Raw genomic sequence first — 14,748 nt, 5'->3', positions numbered from 1 at the left:
CTTACTGCTGCTTACATCAGTAGTTGCTCGGGCAGGCGCATGAGGTAGTCGCCGTAGCCACTCTTGCGCAGGGGCTCGGCAATTTTGCGGAGCTGGTCGGCATCAATGAAGCCTTGGCGGTAGGCCACTTCCTCAATCGACCCTACTTTCAGGCCCTGACGCTGCTCCAACACCCGCACAAACTCCCCGGCCTGCATCAGGCTTTCGAAGGTACCCGTATCAAGCCAGGCGGTACCCCGACCCAGGATGCCCACTTTCAGCTTGCCGCGGCGCAGGTACTCCTGGTTCACGTCGGTAATTTCGTACTCACCGCGGGGGCTGGGCTTCAGGTCGCGGGCAATCTGTACCACGTCGTTGTCGTAGAAGTACAAGCCGGGCACGGCGTAGTTGCTCTTGGGTTTAACGGGCTTCTCCTCAATGCTGAGGGCCTTGTTGTTGGCATCGAACTCCACCACACCGTAGCGCTCCGGGTCGTGCACGTGGTAGGCGTACACCACGCCGCCGTCGGGGTTGTTGTTGCTCTTGAGCAGTTCCTCCATGCCTTCGCCGTGGAAGATATTGTCGCCGAGCACCAGGGCCACCTTATCGTCGCCAATGAAGTCAGCACCCAACACGAAGGCCTGGGCCAAGCCGTTGGGCACTTCCTGCACCACGTACTCGAAGCGGCAGCCCAGATTGGCACCGTCGCCGAGCAGCTTCTTGAACTGTACCTGGTCGTGGGGCGTGGTGATGATGAGGATTTCCCGAATGCCGGCCATCATCAGGATAGACAGCGGGTAGTACACCATTGGCTTGTCATACACCGGCATCATCTGCTTGGATACGGCCAGGGTAAGGGGATGCAACCGGGTGCCGGAGCCGCCGGCGAGGATAATACCTTTCATGTTTAGGGATGAAGGATGGAAGGATGAAGGATAAGGGACTCTTTCTGAGCTAAAGAGAACTACCCTTTCCGAAGCGTTTGAATGAGGGATATTACTTGCCGGTGGACAGATTGAATTCTTATAGACACTGTTTCGGCTCCCGTCTCAGAAGTAAAGCCCAGCCTTTTAGCAATAGTTAGCTGCGTAATAAGCTCAGTGCATGAACCGCTGGCATAATGCAGAAACTGAATGAACTCAGGATTGGATGACCGGCCGGCACCCTCTCCAATATTGGAGCCCACTGAAATAGCTGCTCTATTCATTTGACTTATCAGGTTAAATTTTTCAGAGGCAGGAAAAGCGTTTGTCAACTGATACACCTCCACCGCCAGTTCAATAGCATCGTGCCATACTCGCAGCTTTCGGTAGTCGTGCATAATCAGCTTACAACTCTTTTTGTCCTTTATCCCTAATCAATTAATCCCTAATCCCAATGAACTCCTGGTGGGTTTTAAACCACTCCAGCGTCTTTTGCAAGCCTTCCTTAATACGAATCTGGGGCTGGTAGCCAAGCAGGTTATTGGCCTTGCTGATGTCGGCCAGGGAGTCGCGTATGTCACCGGCACGGTCGGGGCCGTACTCGGGCGTGATGTCGGAGCCGGCTTCTTCCTTCAGGATGTTGAACAGGTCGTTGAGGGAGGTGCGGTCGGCCACGGCCACGTTGTACACCTGGTTCACGGCCTCGGGGTTCTGCACCAGCGCCGCCTTGATGTTGGCCTGCACGCAGTTTTCCACAAAGGTGAAGTCGCGGGTCTGGCCACCGTCGCCGTTCATGCGGGGCGGGCGGCCTTGCAGCACGGCGTCAATGAACAGCGGAATTACGGCCGCGTAGGCCCCGTTCGGGTCCTGGCGCGGGCCGAAGATGTTGAAGTAGCGCAGCCCGATGATTTCCATGCCGTACGTCTTGCCGAATACATCGGCGTACAACTCGTTGGCGTACTTGGTCACGGCGTAGGGCGAGAGGGGCTTGCCGATGCGGTCCTCCACTTTCGGCAGGGCCTTATGGTCGCCGTAGGTGGAGCTGGAGGCCGCGTACACGAACCGCTTCACGCCTGCTTCCTTGGCCCCCACCAGCATGTTCACGAAGCCGCCCACGTTCACGTCGTTGCTCGTAATGGGGTCGTTGATGGAGCGCGGCACGGAGCCCAGGGCCGCCTGGTGCAGCACCACGTCAATGCCCTGGCAGGCATCAATGCACGTCTGCCGGTCCCGGATGTCACCCACAATCACGCGTAGGGCTGGGTTGCCTTCAAACAGCGCCACGTTCTTGCGGAAGCCGTTGGAGAAGTTGTCCAGCACGCGCACCTCTTTGGCCCCGTACTTGAGCAGGTATTCCACCAGGTTCGAGCCAATGAAGCCGGCCCCGCCGGTAACGAGGAAGCTCAGGTTATCGAGCGGCTGGTCGTGAAAAGGAGTGTTGTACACTATGCCAATGTGTTGAGATGTGCAAATTATAAAATAATACTATATTTATAATTGAATTACAAATAATATATTCAAAATAAATCACATTATACTCAGTCAATCCGATAAGTATTACGATGTTTATTCTTTTTTATTCCAAGAATCGATTCAGCGGAAGCTATACTTTCATACTCTCCATCTGCGTAGAAGATACCAGTCAAAGAGGAAGAACAATTCAAAAGAGAGTTTTTGATGGATCTACTGGATTTAGGCTGTAACTGTATCTTGATTTTAATCCTTTCCTCTTCTTTATCATCAAGGGCCTCTATTCCATTTATTGATCTATTCGTATTATTTAAAATTGTAATATACTTTACAGGATTTAGGTTAGCATCATAACCTATTTTACACTTAGATAGTATAATTTTGGAATTATTTATATCCTCATCTTCTGCATTCAGCAGAACATCTAGCGAATCATATGATAATTCATTTTTCACCTGTGATAATTGCGAATTATCGATTTGCAAATCATCAGAATTAACTCTGTTACAGCCAATAGAAAGAAGCACAAAAATGACTGAATTTTTTATTTGCCTTTTCATATCAACGAATATTTTGTCTAGCAAAAAGTTGCTTTCGCTTTCACCAAATTCATCTTATCTCTTACTACATCTTCTGAATACAACTCAACCGTCAGCAGTATAGCTATTTCAACAAGCCCTACTGCTGACGTTCTTTCTGACCTAGCGGTTGTACTGTTTCTGGTAGTAATCCTGGTACTGGCCGCTGGTGACGTTGTTCAGCCACTCCTGGTTTTCCAAGTACCAATCCACCGTCTGACTCAGGCCCTGCTCGAACGTCACGGACGGTTTCCAGCCCAGCTCGTTCATGATTTTGCTAGAGTCAATGGCGTAGCGCAGGTCGTGGCCAGCGCGGTCCGTTACAAACTTGATGAGCTTGCGCGAGGTGCCTTTTTCCTTGCCGGTTTTCTCGTCCAGCGTGTCGCAGAGCAGGTGGATCAGCTCAATGTTGGCCCACTCGTTCACGCCGCCGATGTTGTAGGTTTCGCCCACGGTGCCCTTGTGGAACACGGCATCAATGGCGGTGGCGTGGTCTTTCACGAACAGCCAGTCGCGCACGTTTTCGCCCTTGCCGTACACCGGAATGGCCTCGCCGTGCTGAATGCGGTGAATGGCCAGCGGAATCAGCTTTTCGGGGAAATGGTTGGGGCCGTAGTTGTTAGAGCAGTTGCTCAGCTTCACCGGCATGTGGTAGGTGTGGTGCCAGGCCCGCACAAAGTGGTCCGACGACGCCTTGCTGGCCGAGTAGGGCGAGCGGGGGTCGTAGCTGGTTTCCTCGGTGAACATCTCGGGGCCGAAGTCCAGGGAGCCGTACACCTCGTCGGTGCTTACGTGGTAGAACACTTTGCCCTCGTAGTTCAGCGGTTTCCACAGGTTTTTGGCGGCGTTCAGCAGGTGCACCGTACCCAGCACGTTGGTCTTCACGAAAGCCAGCGGATCGGTGATGCTGCGGTCCACGTGGCTTTCGGCAGCCAGGTGAATCACGGCGTCGGGCTCCTCGGTGGCAAACAGGTTGTCTACGAAAGCCTGGTCGGTGATGTCGCCTTTCACCAGGCGGTAGTTGGGCGCGTTTTCAATGTCGCGCAGGTTTTCGAGGTTGCCGGCGTAGGTCAGGGCATCCAGGTTCAGAATCTGATACTCCGGATACTTGGTCACGAACAGGCGCACCACGTGCGACCCAATGAAGCCGGCCCCGCCGGTGATGATGATTTTCATGATGGGTGATATTGTGAAATTGTGAAATTGTGAAGACTGGAAGATGAATATGTGAGTTCTGCGAGACGAGCCTTCACAATTTCACCGTTCACAACTTCACTTTTTCAAAGCAAGCTGCCACTTCCAGGAACTGGCCAATGATTCCTCCAACGAGGTGCTGGTTTTGAAGCCGAGGGTTTCTACCGACTTGGTTACGTCGGCGTAGATGGCGGGCACGTCGCCGGCGCGGGCCGGGCCAATTTTATAATTCAGCTTCTGGCCGGTGGCGCGCTCGAAGGCTTGCACCACTTCCAGCACCGAGTTACCGCGGCCAGTACCCACGTTAAAGGTTTCCACCTTGTCACCGGTTTTGTCGAGCAGGCGCTGCACGGCCACCACGTGGGCTTTGGCCAGATCCACCACGTGCACGTAGTCACGGATGTTGGTGCCGTCGGGCGTGTCGTAGGTGTCGCCAAAGATGGTGAGCTGCTCCCGGATACCGGCGGCCGTCTGGGTCACGAAGGGTACTAAGTTCTGGGGCACGCCCAGCGGCAGCTCCCCAATCAGCGCCGACTCGTGGGCCCCGATGGGGTTGAAGTAGCGGAGCAGAATAGTGCGGAAGTCGGAGCCCAGGCCCACCACGTCGCGCAGGATATCCTCGCACATCTGCTTGGTGGCGCCGTAGGGCGAGTTGGCCTTTTTGGTAGGCGTCTGCTCGGTAACGGGCAGCGCATCCGGCACGCCGTACACCGTGCACGACGACGAAAACACCAGCGCCTCCACGCCAAACTCGCGCATCACCTCCAGCAGCGTCAGCAAGGAGCCTACGTTGTTCTGGTAGTATTCCAGGGGCTTTTGCATCGACTCGCCCACGGCTTTGTAGGCTGCGAAGTGAATCACGCCGCGCAGGTTGCCTTCCTCGGCAAACACGGCGCGCATGGCTTCCACGTCGTTGCAGTCGATGCGGTGAAACGGCACTTTCACGCCCAGAATCCGCTCCACGCCGTCCAGGGCACGCTCCTGCGAATTCGCAAAATTATCGACCAGCACTGGCTGAAAACCAGCTTCGTATAATTCCACCACAGCGTGCGAGCCAATATAGCCGGCTCCGCCCGTTACCAGAATTTTTGCTCTGTCCATCTTTGATGAGTAACTGAGTAGCTGAGTATCTAAGCAGGGAGGTTTGCTGGGCAAACGCTCCGTTTCTCAGCTACTCTATTAAAGGCTCCAATAAGCCAAATCCTGAATTTTATTGCGGAACATTCCTTTGATGTCTACAATAACGGCGGGCTGATTTGTAATGGACTTGAAGTAAGCCTCATCCAGTTCCACGTAGGCTTTGTGGCTTACCGCCACAATAACTGCGTCATAATCAGTGCGGGTTTCGCTTTCCGGGGTCAGGCGGAAGCCGTACTCGTGGTTGAGCTCTTCCGAATCGGCGTGGGGGTCAATGATGTCCACGTTCACCGAGAAGTTCTTCAGCTCCTGAATTACATCGGCCACCTTGGAATTGCGGATATCCTCCACATTTTCCTTGAACGTAGCCCCCATTACCAGCACCCGGCTCTTGGACACATCCTTACCCTGCTTGATCATCGTCTGCACGGTTCGGCGGGCGATGTAAGCACCCATGTTGTCGTTGGTGGTTCGGCCGCTCAAAATCACCTTGGCGTCGTAGCCCAGCTCCTTAGCTTTATAGGTGAGGTAGTAGGGGTCTACCCCGATGCAATGGCCACCCACCAGCCCGGGCGAGAACTTCAGGAAGTTCCACTTGGTACCGGCCGCTTCCAGCACTTCGTAGGTGTTGATGTTCATGCGGTCAAAAATCATCGACAGCTCGTTCATCAACGCAATATTCACGTCGCGCTGCGTATTCTCGATGATTTTGGCAGCCTCAGCTACTTTGATAGACGAAGCCCGATGCACGCCAGCCTTTACCACCAGCTCGTAGGTTTTGGCAATTTCCTCCAACGACTCCTCGTCGCCACCGGAAACCACTTTCACGATGCTGCTCAGGGTGTGCTCCTTGTCACCGGGGTTGATGCGCTCGGGTGAGTAACCTATTTTGAAGTCACCGTTAGCATAGCTCAGGCCCGAATGCTTTTCCATTACCGGAATGCAGTCTTCCTCGGTGCAGCCCGGATATACAGTGCTTTCAAACACCACGTAATCACCCTTCTTCAGCACTTTACCTACCGAAGTGGAAGCACCAAGCAGGGGCTTCAGGTCGGGTTGGGCATGCTCGTCAATGGGCGTAGGTACCGCCACCACGTAGAAGGTTGCCTGACTCAGCACGTCCAGCGAGTCGGTGAACTCAATGTCGCAACCCGCAAAGTCCTTGGCCTCCAACTCGCCGCTGGGGTCAATGTTGTTGCGCATCATCTCTACGCGCTTGGCATTGATATCGAACCCAATTACGTTGATTTTACGGGCGAATTCGAGGGCAATAGGCAGGCCTACGTATCCGAGGCCGATAACGGCCAGCTTGGCCTGTTTTTGGAGAAGTTGCTCGTACACGATAGAGGTGACTGAGTAATGAGTGACAGTGAAAAGCTATTAGTGGCTAAGGCTTAGCCGGGGCTGATACGGGAAACATGCTGGTTGGTTAGCTGATAGACTGCCCTGCTTTCCGGACAGGTGGCTTGTCCCCCAGCATCAAATTGCAGCTGGTGACCGTAGGCGCTCATCCAGCCGTGCTGCCGGGCGGGGTTGCCATATACCATAGCATAAGCCGGCACATCGTGCGTTACCACTGCTCCAGCCCCAACGAAAGCATATTCACCCAGCGTAATGCCGCATACAATGGTGCTGTTGGCACCCAGCGTAACGCCCTGCCCCAGATGAGTTTCAGCATAATGGGCACTGCCCCGGCGCGGCACAGCGGCGCGGGGGTTACGCACATTGGTAAACACCACGGAGGGGCCCAGAAACACGTCGTCGGCGCAATGCACGCCCGCGTACAGGCTAACATTGTTCTGCACCTTCACGTTGCGGCCCAGCACCACGCCTTCGGCTACAAACACGTTCTGGCCCAGGCTGCACCCCTCGCCCAGCACGGCGCCGCTGCTCACGTGGCAGAAATGCCAGATACGACTACCCGCCCCAATCTGGCAGCCTGAGTCCAGGATGGCCGTAGGATGCGCGTAGTAAGCAGATGGTTCGGACATGCCGGCGGAGTGAGAGAGAAGTATTTCAGCCCGCAAAGGTAGTGGTTTTGGTAGTCTGTTGGGAATCTGTGGGGTGGCTTACCTCAGAAGCTGCCGTGGCAGGCCAATAAGAACCTATTAGGCACGCCCAAGCCAGGTCGCACGCACCATTCGGTACTTGCCAAAAATGTCCGGCAGCGCCTCGGCGGCCACATAGCCCAGGCGCTGCAGCAGCTCAATCGTTTCGGCGGCAAACTGCTCATTGATTTCAACATACAGCACCCCATTTTCTGCCATCAGGCTCCGGCCTAGCTCCGCAATACGGCGGTAGAACAGCAGCGGGTCGTTGTCGGGCACGAACAGCGCTGTACCTGGCTCGTACTCCAGCACGTTAGGTCGCATCAGGGCCCGCTCATTCTCCAACACGTAGGGGGGGTTACTCACCAGTACCTGCACCGGCGCCGCCAGCACTGGCAACTCTAGCAGAATATCTACTTGCTGAAAATCGACGGGTATGCTGTACCGGGCCGCGTTGCGGCGGGCCACTACTAGGGCCTCCGCCGATATATCTACAGCCGTAAAAAAAGCTCCTGGCAAGCGCTGGGCCAACGCCAGCGGGATACAGCCGGTGCCGGTGCCCACATCCAGCACCCGCAGCCCCGGCCGGTGCTGCTGCTCGCGGGCAACCAGGGCCACCAACTCCTCCGTTTCGGGCCGCGGAATCAGGGTAGCCGGTGTCACTTCCAGTTCCAGCCCATCGAAATATGCCACGCCCAGCACGTATTGCAGGGGCTCGTGGCGGAGCAGGCGCGCCTGTATATCGGCTAGGGCTGTTACCGGCTCTGGGGCTACCTCCTGCTGAGCCTGCATGCGGCGCTGCAAAGGCGTGAGGCCCAACAAGTGTTCCAGCACCTGCCCGGCTATGGCTGCCGCTTCCGGCCCGTCATATATGGAATGCAGGGCCGCCGCGAGGCTATCGGTGTGCTGGCGCAGAGTAGGCATGCAGCAAAGGTACGCTACCAGCCGGCACCACTGGCCAGGGTTGCCAGGCATCGTGTATCTTCACTCACCCTACCCCGTTCTGCTCTGCTTATGCCCTTCTCCGATTTTGACCAACTGATGATGCGCCGGGCCCTCGATTTAGCCCGTTTAGGCACTGGCTATGCCCGGCCCAACCCGCTGGTAGGCTGTGTTATTACGCACCAGGGCCGGGTTATTGGCGAAGGATGGCACCGTCAATATGGGGGGCCGCACGCCGAGGTAAATGCGGTGCATGCCGTAACGGAACCACACCTGCTGCCGCAAAGCCGGGTGTACGTAACGCTGGAGCCCTGCTCCCACTTCGGCAAGACCCCGCCCTGCGCCGACCTGCTGATTGACCGCCGAGTGGCTGAAGTGGTGGTCTGTAACCTCGACCCCAACCCGCTGGTGGCGGGGCGAGGTATTCAGAAGCTGCGTGATGCGGGTATTCGGGTAGAAACGGGCCTGCTAGAGCAGGAGGGCCGCCACCTGAACCGCCGCTTCTTCACATTTCAGGAGCAGCAGCGGCCTTACGTAGTGCTGAAGTGGGCCGAAACCGCCGACGGCTACCTGGCGGGGCCGTACTTTCAGCCCGTGCCTATCAGCGGGGAGTTGGCCCGGGTAGCCGTACACCAGTGGCGCAGCGAGGAGCACGCCATTCTGGTAGGCACCCGCACCGCCCTGCACGACAATCCGCGCCTGAACGTGCGGGAGTGGCCCGGCCAAGACCCCGTGCGGCTGGTTATCGATAAAAACCTTAGCCTCCCCCCCAAGCACCACCTCTTCGATGGCACGCAGCCTACTGTGGTCTACACCTACCGGGAGCGGGCCATCCAAGACAACCTAGACTACGTAACCTTGTCCGAGGCGGAGGATTTGTTTCCCCAAATTCTGCAGAACCTGTACCAACGCACTATTCAGTCGGTGCTGGTGGAAGGAGGCCCCACGGTGCTCAATTCTTTGCTGAAAGATGGGCTGTGGGATGAAGCCCGGGTTATCCGGGCCCCACACCAGTTGGGTGGTGGAGTGCCGGCTCCCCGCATAGGACTCACGGGCCTGCACGAGCATTTCCCGGTTGGGAACGACGAGGTATTTATCTACCGGCCGCACTAACCAACCCGGAATGCAAAAAGGGACAGTCCTTACGAACAGTCCCCCTTTACTTAAAATCCGGTTGCTTAACTATTCGGCAGCCGAAACGGTGGCCGACGTGTGCACGTCAGCAGCTTCAACGCCTACTGGAACTACCGATACAAACGAACGGTCTTTGCGGCCCTTGCGGAACTGCACCGTGCCGTCAACCATAGCGAACAGGGTATGGTCCTTGCCGATACCCACGTTCTGGCCGGGGTGGTGCTTGGTACCGCGCTGACGCACGATGATGTTGCCGGCAATGATGCTTTGCCCGCCGAAGATTTTCACGCCCAGACGCTTAGCTTCTGATTCGCGGCCGTTGTTGGAGCTACCTACGCCTTTCTTGTGTGCCATGGTATTATTTAGCTTTTAGCTACTAGCTGTTGGCTGTTAGCTTTTGAGTAAAAGAGCAAAGCCAGTCAAACCGAAAGCCAACAGCTAATAGCCATTAGCTAACAGCTCAGACAAACTAGCCGATGCTGTTGATCAATACTTTCGTGAACTGCTGACGGTGGCCGTTCAGCTTCTTGTAGCCCTTGCGGCGCTTCTTCTTGAATACCAACACCTTGTCGCCTTTTACATGGGCCAGGATGGTACCGCTTACGGTAACGTCCAGCTCGGGCGAGCCAATGGTGAGGGTTCCGTTATCATCGGTCAGCAGGGCTTTGCCCAGCTCCACTTTGTCGCCGACGTTGCCAGCCAAGCGGTGAGCGTATACAAATTTATTGGCTTCGACCTTGGTCTGCTTCCCGGCTATGTTGACAATTGCGTACATCGGCGTCTTCGCGGTTTCTGAAAAATGGAAGGCAAAAGTAGAAGGTTCCTTCTACAAATCCAAACCCTAACTCACTAAACCTCATTGCTCCTGCCATTTTGGTAGCAACAATGGGCTTTATCAGGAACGTGCCAGCGGGTGTGCGAATAACATTTTCTGTGGACAACCCCAATTATCCACAGAAAATATGTGGATAACTTTAATTATTCACACGCTTTCCGTCAGATTCCTCCACTTCCCCAGAGTATTAGCGGCGACGGATTTTTTTGGGCATACACAAAAATTAACACAGAAAAAATGTAAAACCCGGGGGCTTCTTCCCAGCTCAGCGGTTTATCTTTGGGTTCGTTACCAAGGCGCCAACCCGCGAAACATTCTGTTTTGCCTCGGGGTTGGGCACTGCACCCCAACGACTGGGCCGTTGTCATTTCAACCTTATACCTGCTGCTATGGAACCTCTGCTCACTGAGAATCCCAACCGCTTCGTCCTCTTCCCGATCCAGCACAACGATGTGTGGCAGATGTACAAGAAGGCCGAGGCCTCGTTCTGGACGGCTGAGGAAATCGACTTGAGCCAGGACCAAAAAGATTGGGACTCGCTTAATGACGGGGAGCGGCATTTCATCTCGCACGTGCTGGCCTTTTTCGCCGCTTCCGACGGAATCGTCAACGAAAACCTGGCCGTAAACTTTATGCAGGAAGTGCAGATGGCCGAGGCCCGCTGCTTCTACGGCTTCCAAGTGATGATGGAAAACATCCACTCCGAAACCTACTCCCTGCTGATTGACACGTTCATCAAAGACCCCAAGCAGAAGGACTATCTGTTCAACGCGCTGGAAACGGTGCCTTGTGTGAAGAAGAAGGGGGAGTGGGCGCTGAAGTGGATCAACTCGGAGAACTTCACGGAGCGCCTCATTGCCTTTGCCGCCGTGGAAGGCATTTTCTTCTCGGGCTCGTTCTGCAGCATCTTCTGGCTGAAAAAGCGGGGGCTGATGCCCGGCCTGACTTTCAGCAACGAGCTGATTTCGCGCGACGAAGGGCTGCACTGCGACTTTGCCTGCCTGCTTTACCGCGACCATCTGCAGAACAAGCTCTCAGAGGCCCGCGTGCACGAAATCATTCGGGATGCGGTGCAGATTGAGCAGGAGTTCGTGACGGATGCGCTGCCGGTAAACCTGATCGGAATGAACGCTCAGAGCATGGGGCAGTACATCGAGTTTGTGGCCGACCGCCTACTGATGGAGCTAGGTTACAGCAAGATATACAACGCCTCCAACCCCTTCGACTTCATGGAAATGATTTCGCTGCAGGGCAAAACCAACTTCTTTGAGAAGCGCGTGGGCGAGTATCAGAAAGCGGGCGTGCTCTCGGACCGGACGGCCAACGCCTTCTCCCTGGACGAAGACTTCTAGCCTCTACCCGGCCTGTACTCAGGAAAGCCCCATCCCACCACCGGGGTGGGGCTTTTTTAGTGGGTTACTTCCGGGAGTAGCCCGGTATTCATCAGCTGCCACCATACATGCGCGTACTATGCAACCCATCTCCCCCAAGTGGCCCCTACCGGGCCAGGTAGACCCCGATCTGACGCCGTGTGCCTTCTGCCGCCGCCGGCTGCGGGTGAATGGCAAGCCAGTGTTTACTACCTGCTCCTGCAAAGCCTTCGGGCCGCCGGTTACGGTGGGCGCGCTGCTGGCCGGGGCCGGGCTGGTAGCCGCCGGAGCCATCTGGTATCTACGGCGCAACAAGTAGATTACGGGGAGTTCGGCCCCCGCAGCTACTGTTCTGCTGCTGGTGTTTTTTGCTCTTTCCCTGCACAGTCAACGGCGCCCGCGTCGTTGGCTGTTTTGGGTTTAGTTGCTGCGGCAGCGGCCCGGCAATACGACTTCTGGCGGAAAACCGCAACCTGATTTCCAACCGTTTTAGCGCGCTATATAGACGGGCCTGAATTACAAAAAACGGCCTAAGCACTAGCGTTTTACGCTTATGTGGAAAACTTCTGAAAAGAAGGTTTGTCCTACAACCCAGATAGAAATATCTTCCGCTATCAATGGATACCGCCCCGTTACGAGCGGGCCTCCTTCGAGCTGTTTCTGACCTTGTGCCTGCCCCCGCCGGGGCGGGCGTGCTCATACTCCAACACTCCCTACATCAACTGCTACGCTTATGTTGGTACTCAAACGCGACGGCCGCCGCGAATCCGTGAAGTTCGATAAGGTTACGGCCCGCATCGAGAAGCTTTGCTACGGGCTCAACCAGAATTTCATTTCCCCCATTGAGGTAGCCAAGAAGGTTATCGACGGGATTTACGACGGCGTGACGACCGTGGAGCTGGACAACCTGGCCGCCGAAACGGCTGCCTCGCTCACTACCAAGCACCCCGACTACGCCATTCTGGCCGCGCGCATTGCCGTGAGCAACCTGCACAAGGTCACCAGCAAGTCGTTCAGCAGCACCATGAAGCGGCTGCACACCTACGAAGACCCTAAAACCGGCGAAAACGCTTCCCTGATTGCCCAGGACGTGTGGGAAATCGTGCACGCCAACGCGGCCACGCTGGATTCGGCCATTATCTACGACCGGGACTACAACTACGACTACTTCGGCTTCAAGACGCTGGAGCGCAGCTACCTGCTCCGTCTCGACGGCAAGGTGGTGGAGCGGCCCCAGCACATGATCATGCGCGTGGCCGTGGGCATTCATAAGGAGGATATTGCCGCCGCCATTGAGACCTACAACCTCATGAGCGAGCGGTGGTTCACGCACGCCACGCCTACGCTGTTCAACGCCGGCACGCCCAAGCCCCAGCTCAGCAGCTGCTTCCTGCTCACGATGAAGGACGACTCCATCGAGGGCATCTATGACACCTTGAAGAACTGCGCCCTGATTTCACAGAGCGCCGGCGGTATTGGTCTGGCCGTGCACAACGTGCGCGCTACGGGCTCCTACATCAAAGGCACCAACGGCACCAGCAACGGCCTCACGCCCATGCTGAAGGTGTTCAACGACACGGCCCGTTACGTGGACCAGGGCGGCGGCAAGCGCAAGGGCGCTTTCGCCATTTACCTGGAGCCCTGGCACGCCGATATCATGGACTTCCTGGATCTGAAAAAGAACCACGGTAAGGAGGAAATGCGCGCCCGCGACCTGTTTTACGCTCTCTGGACGCCCGACCTGTTCATGAAGCGCGTGGAAGCCAACGGCGACTGGACGCTGATGTGCCCCCACGAGTGCCCGGGCCTAGACACCACCTACGGCGAGGAGTTCGAGAAGCTCTACCAGAAGTACGAGCGGGAAGGCCGCGGCCGCAAAACCATCAAGGCCCAGGAGCTGTGGTTTGCCATTCTGGAAAGCCAGACCGAGACCGGCACGCCCTACATGCTGTTCAAGGACGCCGCCAACAGCAAGAGCAACCAGAAAAACCTCGGTACCATCAAGAGCTCCAACCTCTGCACCGAGATTATGGAGTACACCGACGAGAACGAAATTGCCGTGTGCAACCTCGCCTCGCTGGCCCTGCCCCGCTACGTGCGCCCCGACGAGGCCGGCAACCTCATTTTCGACCATAAGAAGCTCTACGAGGTTACCTACCACGCCACGATGAACCTGAACAAGGTTATCGACATCAATTACTACCCCGTGATTGAGGCTGAGCGCAGCAACCGCCGCCACCGCCCCATCGGGCTGGGTGTGCAGGGGCTGGCCGATACGTTCATTGCCCTGCGTATGCCCTTCGAGAGCGACGAAGCCAGCGGCCTGAACAAGGACATCTTCGAGACCATCTACTTCGCGGCCATGACGGCCTCCAAGGATTTGGCCATGCGCGACGGTCATTACGAAACCTTCCCCGGCTCGCCCTTGAGCAAGGGCCAGTTCCAGTTCGATATGTGGGGCGTAACGCCCGAGTCGGGCCGGTGGGATTGGGACACGCTGCGCGCCCAGGTGATGGAGCACGGCGTGCGCAACTCCCTGCTGGTAGCGCCTATGCCAACGGCTTCCACGGCTCAGATTCTGGGCAATAACGAGTCGTTTGAGCCCTACACCTCCAACATTTATGTGCGCCGCGTGCTGAGCGGCGAGTTCATGGTGGTGAACAAGCACCTGCTGAAGGACCTGGTGAAGCTGGGCCTGTGGAACGAGCAGATGAAGAACGCCATCATTGCCGCCAACGGTTCGGTGCAGGACATCCCCAGCATCCCGCAGAACATCAAGGACCTGTACAAAACGGTGTGGGAGATTTCGCAGCGCCGCATTATTGATATGTCGGCCGACCGGGGCGCTTACATCTGCCAGAGCCAGAGCCTGAACCTGCACGTGCTGAACGTGAACTTCGGCAAGCTCACCAGCATGCACTTCCACTCCTGGAAGAAGGGCCTGAAAACCGGCATGTACTACCTGCGCACCAAAGCCGCCGCCGACGCCATCAAGTTCACGGTGCAGAAGCAAGCCGCCGAGACCCTGGAGCCGCTAAACGTATCGGCCCAGAACGCCTCCGACATGGCCTGCTCCCTGGACAACCCCGACGCCTGCGAGGCCTGCGGTTCGTAAGGGGGAAATTTTTTTATAGAAAG

15 protein-coding genes are annotated in these 14,748 nt (G+C 56.3%); 4 read left to right on the top strand and 11 right to left on the bottom strand.

The annotated features are described in order from the left end of the window. Positions 1-11: 11 nt before the first annotated feature. The 9 genes from rfbA to prmC all read right to left on the bottom strand — a co-directional run bounded on the left by rfbA (position 12) and on the right by prmC (position 8,253). The gene (gene rfbA, locus ABIB60_RS13140) at positions 12-884 is read right to left on the bottom strand and encodes a glucose-1-phosphate thymidylyltransferase RfbA (RefSeq protein WP_354580468.1); all 873 of its coding nucleotides are present in this window, start codon (positions 882-884) and stop codon (positions 12-14) included. A 59-nt stretch (positions 885-943) separates the two neighbouring features. Then, positions 944-1,300 (bottom strand): four helix bundle protein, encoded by a 357-nt coding sequence (locus ABIB60_RS13135; protein ID WP_354580466.1) that lies wholly within the window; start codon positions 1,298-1,300, stop codon positions 944-946. 40 nt (positions 1,301-1,340) lie between these two features. Next, positions 1,341-2,348 carry an SDR family oxidoreductase gene (locus ABIB60_RS13130; protein ID WP_354580464.1) on the bottom strand — a complete coding sequence of 336 codons (1,008 nt, stop codon included), beginning with the start codon at positions 2,346-2,348 and terminating at the stop codon, positions 1,341-1,343. 92 nt (positions 2,349-2,440) lie between these two features. After that, positions 2,441-2,932 (bottom strand): hypothetical protein, encoded by a 492-nt coding sequence (locus tag ABIB60_RS13125; RefSeq protein WP_354580463.1) that lies wholly within the window; start codon positions 2,930-2,932, stop codon positions 2,441-2,443. A 141-nt stretch (positions 2,933-3,073) separates the two neighbouring features. Next, a complete protein-coding gene (rfbB, locus tag ABIB60_RS13120; RefSeq protein WP_354580461.1) occupies positions 3,074-4,126 on the bottom strand; it encodes a dTDP-glucose 4,6-dehydratase in 1,053 nt (350 codons plus the stop codon). A 96-nt stretch (positions 4,127-4,222) separates the two neighbouring features. Next, positions 4,223-5,245 carry a UDP-glucose 4-epimerase GalE gene (gene galE / locus ABIB60_RS13115; protein ID WP_354580460.1) on the bottom strand — a complete coding sequence of 341 codons (1,023 nt, stop codon included), beginning with the start codon at positions 5,243-5,245 and terminating at the stop codon, positions 4,223-4,225. A 78-nt stretch (positions 5,246-5,323) separates the two neighbouring features. After that, a complete protein-coding gene (locus ABIB60_RS13110; protein WP_354580459.1) occupies positions 5,324-6,622 on the bottom strand; it encodes a nucleotide sugar dehydrogenase in 1,299 nt (432 codons plus the stop codon). A 53-nt stretch (positions 6,623-6,675) separates the two neighbouring features. Next, positions 6,676-7,272 carry an acyltransferase gene (locus ABIB60_RS13105; RefSeq protein ID WP_354580457.1) on the bottom strand — a complete coding sequence of 199 codons (597 nt, stop codon included), beginning with the start codon at positions 7,270-7,272 and terminating at the stop codon, positions 6,676-6,678. A gap of 117 nt (positions 7,273-7,389) precedes the next feature. After that, positions 7,390-8,253: a peptide chain release factor N(5)-glutamine methyltransferase gene (prmC, locus tag ABIB60_RS13100; RefSeq protein ID WP_354580455.1), complete on the bottom strand. Its 864-nt coding sequence runs from the start codon at positions 8,251-8,253 to the stop codon at positions 7,390-7,392. 90 nt (positions 8,254-8,343) lie between these two features. Here prmC and ribD point away from each other — a divergent pair, with 90 nt between their 5' ends. Beyond that, positions 8,344-9,384, top strand: a complete 1,041-nt coding sequence (gene ribD / locus ABIB60_RS13095; protein WP_354580453.1) for a bifunctional diaminohydroxyphosphoribosylaminopyrimidine deaminase/5-amino-6-(5-phosphoribosylamino)uracil reductase RibD — start codon at positions 8,344-8,346, stop codon at positions 9,382-9,384. Positions 9,385-9,453: 69 nt separating this feature from the next. Here the strand turns inward: ribD and rpmA are convergent, their stop codons facing one another. Both rpmA and rplU read right to left on the bottom strand, forming a co-directional pair. Beyond that, the gene (gene rpmA / locus ABIB60_RS13090) at positions 9,454-9,759 is read right to left on the bottom strand and encodes a 50S ribosomal protein L27 (protein WP_354580452.1); all 306 of its coding nucleotides are present in this window, start codon (positions 9,757-9,759) and stop codon (positions 9,454-9,456) included. Positions 9,760-9,874: 115 nt separating this feature from the next. Further along, positions 9,875-10,180: a 50S ribosomal protein L21 gene (gene rplU, locus ABIB60_RS13085; RefSeq protein ID WP_315998138.1), complete on the bottom strand. Its 306-nt coding sequence runs from the start codon at positions 10,178-10,180 to the stop codon at positions 9,875-9,877. Between the two features lie 449 nt (positions 10,181-10,629). Here rplU and ABIB60_RS13080 point away from each other — a divergent pair, with 449 nt between their 5' ends. From ABIB60_RS13080 to ABIB60_RS13070, 3 genes are all read left to right on the top strand, one after another. Further along, complete coding sequence (locus ABIB60_RS13080; protein ID WP_354580450.1) at positions 10,630-11,592, top strand: ribonucleoside-diphosphate reductase small subunit; 963 nt, start codon at positions 10,630-10,632, stop codon at positions 11,590-11,592. Positions 11,593-11,710: 118 nt separating this feature from the next. After that, positions 11,711-11,929 (top strand): hypothetical protein, encoded by a 219-nt coding sequence (locus tag ABIB60_RS13075; RefSeq protein WP_354580449.1) that lies wholly within the window; start codon positions 11,711-11,713, stop codon positions 11,927-11,929. A 414-nt stretch (positions 11,930-12,343) separates the two neighbouring features. Then, a complete protein-coding gene (locus ABIB60_RS13070; protein WP_354580447.1) occupies positions 12,344-14,725 on the top strand; it encodes a ribonucleoside-diphosphate reductase subunit alpha in 2,382 nt (793 codons plus the stop codon). The last annotated feature ends 23 nt before the right edge of the window (positions 14,726-14,748 follow it).

It is taken from the genome of Hymenobacter sp. UYP22 (genome assembly GCF_040547285.1).
Lineage (GTDB): Bacteria > Bacteroidota > Bacteroidia > Cytophagales > Hymenobacteraceae > Hymenobacter.
Note: the sequence above shows the minus strand (reverse complement) of the source record. Positions and strands in the feature narration are given on the sequence as shown.

Bases quoted from the DNA above. Each gene is read 5' to 3' on its own strand.
- ribD (WP_354580453.1), top strand. From the start codon at position 8,344: ATGCCCTTCTCCGATTTTGACCAACTGATGATGCGCCGGGCCCTCGAT.
- galE (WP_354580460.1), bottom strand. From the start codon at position 5,245: ATGGACAGAGCAAAAATTCTGGTAACGGGCGGAGCCGGCTATATTGGC.
- rfbB (WP_354580461.1), bottom strand. From the start codon at position 4,126: ATGAAAATCATCATCACCGGCGGGGCCGGCTTCATTGGGTCGCACGTG.
- ABIB60_RS13075 (WP_354580449.1), top strand. From the start codon at position 11,711: ATGCAACCCATCTCCCCCAAGTGGCCCCTACCGGGCCAGGTAGACCCC.
- prmC (WP_354580455.1), bottom strand. From the start codon at position 8,253: ATGCCTACTCTGCGCCAGCACACCGATAGCCTCGCGGCGGCCCTGCAT.
- rpmA (WP_354580452.1), bottom strand. From the start codon at position 9,759: ATGGCACACAAGAAAGGCGTAGGTAGCTCCAACAACGGCCGCGAATCA.
- ABIB60_RS13135 (WP_354580466.1), bottom strand. From the start codon at position 1,300: ATGCACGACTACCGAAAGCTGCGAGTATGGCACGATGCTATTGAACTG.
- ABIB60_RS13070 (WP_354580447.1), top strand. From the start codon at position 12,344: ATGTTGGTACTCAAACGCGACGGCCGCCGCGAATCCGTGAAGTTCGAT.
- ABIB60_RS13080 (WP_354580450.1), top strand. From the start codon at position 10,630: ATGGAACCTCTGCTCACTGAGAATCCCAACCGCTTCGTCCTCTTCCCG.
- ABIB60_RS13125 (WP_354580463.1), bottom strand. From the start codon at position 2,932: ATGAAAAGGCAAATAAAAAATTCAGTCATTTTTGTGCTTCTTTCTATT.
- ABIB60_RS13105 (WP_354580457.1), bottom strand. From the start codon at position 7,272: ATGTCCGAACCATCTGCTTACTACGCGCATCCTACGGCCATCCTGGAC.
- rfbA (WP_354580468.1), bottom strand. From the start codon at position 884: ATGAAAGGTATTATCCTCGCCGGCGGCTCCGGCACCCGGTTGCATCCC.
- rplU (WP_315998138.1), bottom strand. From the start codon at position 10,180: ATGTACGCAATTGTCAACATAGCCGGGAAGCAGACCAAGGTCGAAGCC.